The 5,169-nt window shown below is 44.1% G+C and carries 3 protein-coding genes; all 3 read left to right on the top strand.

Annotated features, from left to right (window positions below; translation table 11 throughout):
- The first annotated feature begins 35 nt into the window (after positions 1-35).
- Positions 36-2,786: a bifunctional acetate--CoA ligase family protein/GNAT family N-acetyltransferase gene (locus tag B4U84_RS04800; protein WP_131115831.1), complete on the top strand. Its 2,751-nt coding sequence runs from the start codon at positions 36-38 to the stop codon at positions 2,784-2,786.
- A gap of 378 nt (positions 2,787-3,164) precedes the next feature.
- The gene (locus B4U84_RS04795) at positions 3,165-3,572 is read left to right on the top strand and encodes a hypothetical protein (RefSeq protein WP_017309508.1); all 408 of its coding nucleotides are present in this window, start codon (positions 3,165-3,167) and stop codon (positions 3,570-3,572) included.
- Between the two features lie 194 nt (positions 3,573-3,766).
- On the top strand, positions 3,767-5,032 hold the full coding sequence (locus B4U84_RS04785) for a glutamate-5-semialdehyde dehydrogenase (RefSeq protein ID WP_131118720.1): 1,266 nt from the start codon (positions 3,767-3,769) through the stop codon (positions 5,030-5,032).
- Positions 5,033-5,169 lie beyond the last annotated feature (137 nt).

Here is a 5,169-nt window from a genome sequence, read left to right as displayed (position 1 = left end):
ATCCCCAATCCCCGATCCCCAATCCCAGAAGAACCATGCAAACAAATTCCACACTGGCTTCAGACCGTGCTTATGATATTCTCCGAGCTGAATATCAACCTTTAGATGCGATATTTGCGCCGAAAACGATCGCTGTAATTGGTGCAACTGATCGCGATCGCAGTGTGGGACGAACTGTACTTTGGAATCTGATCAGTCATCCTTTTGGCGGAACGGTTTTTCCTGTCAATCCTAACCGTAGCAGTGTGCTGGGGATTAAAACTTATCCTAATATTGCCGCAGTCCCAGAATCTATTGATTTAGCGATCATAATTACACCTGCTGCTACTGTTCCGGGGATTATTGGGGAATGTGCAGAGGTGGGAGTAAAAGGTGCGATCGTGCTTTCGGCTGGATTTAAAGAAACAGGTGTAGATGGCGCCAAATTAGAACAGCAAATTTTAGAACAACTGCATCACAGCAAAATGCGGTTGATTGGCCCCAATTGTTTGGGTGTGATGAATCCTCACACAAACTTAAATGCTACCTTTGCTAATAGCATGGCATTTCCAGGAAAGGTGGGATTTATTAGTCAAAGTGGAGCGCTGTGTACGGCGATTTTAGATTGGAGTTTTCGAGAAAACGTCGGTTTTAGTGCTTTTATCTCCATCGGTTCCATGCTGGATGTGGGTTGGGGTGATCTGATTTATTACCTTGGTGATGATCCGCACACAGAAAGTATTGTAATTTACATGGAATCAATTGGCGATGCGCGATCGTTTCTCTCAGCAGCACGGGAAGTTGCCCTCACTAAGCCGATCATTGTTATTAAAGCTGGACGGACAGAAGCCGCAGCCAAAGCCGCAGCATCTCATACAGGGGCTTTAGCGGGAAGTGATGCGGTGTTTGATGCTGCGTTACGACGTTGTGGAGTATTGCGGGTAAACAGTATTTCTGAGTTATTTGATATGGCAGAGGTGTTAGCAAAACAACCTCGTCCTCAAGGGCGGCGACTGACTGTGATTACTAACGCTGGCGGGCCTGGAGTACTGGCGACCGATGCATTAATCACTGGTGGGGGTGAGTTAGCAGAATTATCTGCCGCAACTCATGCAGCCTTAGACCAAATATTACCAGCCAATGGCAATCATCACAACCCTATTGATCTATTAGGTGATGCTGATCCGACCCGCTATGCCCAAGCTTTAGAAATTACTGCCAAAGACCCCAATAGTGATGGTTTGCTAGTAATTTTAACACCACAGGCAATGACCAACCCTACCCAAACCGCCCATTTGCTCAAACCTTACGCCAAAATTGGTAAACCCATCCTGGCTAGCTGGATGGGAGATACAGATGTAGAAGCAGGGGCAGAAATTCTCAATCAAGCTTCGATTCCGACTTTCCCTTTTCCCGATACTGCTGCCCGTGTTTTTAACTATATGTGGCGTTATAGTTACAACTTGCGGGGACTGTATGAAACACCTGTGCTGACTGAAAGTCAAGATATAGCAAATGAGCGGGTGATTGTTGAAACCATCATTCAAAAAGCACGACTAGCTGGCAGAACTTTACTAACTGAGGTGGAATCAAAACAAGTTCTAGCTGCATACGGTATTCCTACGGTAAAAACTCAAGTAGCAAGGAGTACTGAAGAAGCTGTAGAGCTAGCAGATAAAATTGGCTATCCAGTTGTCTTAAAGATATTTTCCGAAACAATTATCCATAAAACTGATGTGGGTGGTGTGCATTTAAATTTACATGATGCTGATGCAGTTTGTCAGGCTTATGCAGCAATTGCAACTTCCGTCAAAGAGAAAGTCGGAGAAAGTGACTTTACTGGCGTTACTGTGCAGCCGATGATTGATTTGAAAAATAGCTATGAACTGATTTTGGGTAGCAGTATTGATCCGCAGTTTGGCCCTGTTCTACTTTTTGGTACTGGTGGACAGTTGGTAGAAGTATTTCAGGATCGGGCTTTGGGACTTCCACCGCTAAATACAACATTGGCACGGCGGATGATGGAACAAACTCGAATTTACAAAGCGCTACAGGGAGTCAGGGGTAGAAAAGCTGTAGATTTAGAAGCACTAGAACAAGTTTTGGTACGTTTTAGCCAACTTGTAGTTGAACAGCGCTGGATTAAAGAAATTGATATAAATCCTTTATTAGTACAAGCAATTACTCAAAATTCTTTTATTGCCCTTGATGCACGAATTGTGCTACACGATTTAGATGTCAAAGAAGCAGATTTACCAAAACCTGCTATTCGTCCTTACCCCACACAATACGTTTCCTCTTGGACAATGAAAAACGGGATGAAAGTCAAAATCCGCCCGATTCGTCCAGAAGACGAACCGTTAATGATTCATTTCCACAAAACCTTATCGGAAGAAAGCGTTTACTTTCGTTATTTTCACTTGATAAAACTCAGTCAGCGTATCGCCCATGAGAGACTCACACGCCTTTGCTTTATCGATTATGACCGAGAAATGGCTTTAGTTGCTGACTATCACAATCCCCAAACCGGACAACATGAACTTTTAGCGATCGCCAGATTAAGTAAAATCCATGGTACACAAGGTGCTGAATTTGCGCTGCTAGTCAGTGACCATTTTCAATGTCAAGGTTTAGGAACCGAATTACTCAAAAGACTACTTCAAGTAGGACGCAGCGAACACTTAAATTACATTAGTGCGGAAATTTTAGCTGACAATTCCGGTATGCAGCGAGTTTGCGAGAAACTCGGCTTTCACCTTGATCCAACCCCCGACCCTTCAGTTATTAAAGCAGAAGTAAATTTTTGAGGAAGTCATTTGTCAAAAGTCATTTGTCAAAAGTCATTGATTTCCCTCTTCCCCGATCCCCTTTCCCCGATCCCCTTTCCCCGATCCCCCTTTCCCCGATCCCCTTTCCCCGATCCCCTTTCCCCAAATTCAGCAACTAAGAATTATGTGGGATGGACTACACTTAATTAATAGAGGTCAGTGTAATTTCTTTAGTTGTCAGGTGCAAACCTTTTTTGCCACTCTATTGAACCAAAATATATTCTGTAGGCAAGAATCAGACAAAGTAGCTGAATTATTATAAAAAAAGTTTCAAGGAGATTTACCAACCTCAAAAATCTTAACAAGAGGATGATCTTCTCCTGCTGTCCGTAAACACGCTCAAGTTATAAGATCCTTGTGCAATCTCAAAAACCCGAAAAACTTGATTTTAATAGCGAATACCCCTGTCCCTGTCGTCGTCGGGGACGGTTAATTCCGATTACCCTCACAGAAGCGTTTGGGTGCGATCGCTGTCAACAAATCTTTGTAGTTGAAGATAATGGTTATGTGCTAGAACAGCTTTCTACTACCTATCCCTATAAACGTGCTTGGCGCTGGACAGGTTCTACTTGGCAAGTTGTCCATCCGCGTTTAGGAGAAAGCTATCTACCAGTAGCACTTGGCATTATTTTCGTGCTAGTGATTATATGGTTGCCCTTAGCACTACGATTGGCAAGTGGTTCTAGTATAATCGCTTGGGCAATGGTAGCAGTACTTTTGGCAATTCTACCTGCACTGATGGTCTGGCTTACTTACAGACGTTGATTTAATAAGCGATAATTCTTTCCAGGGTAAAAGAAAGCGGATAAATCTTGAGACTCAATCTGCAATCTAAAATCCTGTTAGAGGATAGCCCCAGGATTTATTTATCCTAGGGGTCAATCCAAAATCACGCCACGTGCTACAACGGGGGGAACCCCCGCAACGCAGTGGCTCTAAAATCCAAAATCCAAAATCGGATGACAGTGGATGCTTTTGATCATAACCCCGAAGCAATCGCCAGCACAAAACGTGCCTACGCTGCTTCTTTAAAGTTAGGAATTACCAAAGGGATAGATCGCAGTCGCGCCGTCTTGGCTATGGCTGAAGCGATCAAACGTTCTTTTGACGATATTCTCGAAGCCAATACTCTGGATCTAGAAGCTAGTCGGGAAATGGCTATACCAGATTTGATATTGGACTGGCTGAAGCTAACTCCAAGCCGTCTGGAAACAGCTGTAGAGATTTTGCAACGACTAGGAGAACTATCTGATCCACTGCGACGAGTGCGTAGTGCTGACTATCAACTCGAAGATTCCCAGACTTACACACAACTAACGCCTTTAGGAGTGATCGCGTTTATTTATGAAGCGTTTCCAGAATTAGCAGCGATCGCAGCAGGTTTATGTATCAAAACAGGTAATTGTTTGATCCTTAAAGGTGGTACAGAAGCTAGTCACTCGAACGCGGCGATCGCTGAGGCTTTACAAGCTGGAATTGCTGATGCTGGTTTATCGTCTGGCTGTATAGAATTAATCCAGACTGAACACGGTGCTTCTATCCGTGATTTGGTCAGCCAAGACCAGTATTTAAATTTAGTCATTCCCTACGGGCGTTCTAGCTTAGTACAGCAGGTGGTACGGCAATCTACAGCACCAGTACTGAAGTCAACAATGGGTAATTGTTACCTGTATTGGTCTCTCAATGGCAGCTTGGAAATGGTACGTTGGATAATTGTTGATAGCCACTGTAGCCAACCCGATCCGGTGAATGCGATCGAAAAAGTTTTGATTCATCGGCAAGCTATGCCATCTTCTTTAATCACTCTGTGGAATAGCTTACACGAAAAAGGATTTGAAATTAAAGGAGATCCAGAACTAGTAGAAGCTTTTCCCCAATTACAACTAGCTAAAGATGGAGAATGGGGAAACGCTTATTTAACTAAAACTATCGCTTTTAAATTAGTGGATAGCTTAGAGAGCGCGATCGCTTGGATTAATCAGTACAGCAGTGGTCACGCCGACTGCATCGTCACAGAATCTTACCAAGAAAGCCGACAATTTGCCTTGGGAGTCAACAGCGCCTCCAGTTACATCAATTCTTCCCCCCGCTTTACCCGTAACCCTGCACGGGGAGATGGTGTATTTCTTGGTATGTCCAACCAGAAAGGCCATCGACGTGGTTTTATCGGTCTAGAAAGCCTAACTACCGTCAAACATATCGTCCAGGGAAATGGACGGTTCTAATAATTTTGGGGAAAGGGGAAAGGGGAACGGGGATCGGGGAGTAATGTAGAGACGCGATTCATCGCGTCTGGAAGTGTGGGGGGACAAGGGAGACAAGGAGGACAAGGAAGAATTTATTCCAATGCCCAATGCCCCAT

Source organism: Westiellopsis prolifica IICB1 (assembly GCF_004323185.1).
GTDB classification, from domain to species: Bacteria; Cyanobacteriota; Cyanobacteriia; order Cyanobacteriales; family Nostocaceae; genus Pelatocladus; species Pelatocladus prolificus_A.
This window is presented reverse-complemented; position numbering and strand designations above follow the sequence as displayed.

Excerpts from the sequence above, each read along its gene's own strand:
- B4U84_RS04785 (WP_131118720.1), top strand. The coding sequence starts at position 3,767 with ATGACAGTGGATGCTTTTGATCATAACCCCGAAGCAATCGCCAGCACA.
- B4U84_RS04800 (WP_131115831.1), top strand. The coding sequence starts at position 36 with ATGCAAACAAATTCCACACTGGCTTCAGACCGTGCTTATGATATTCTC.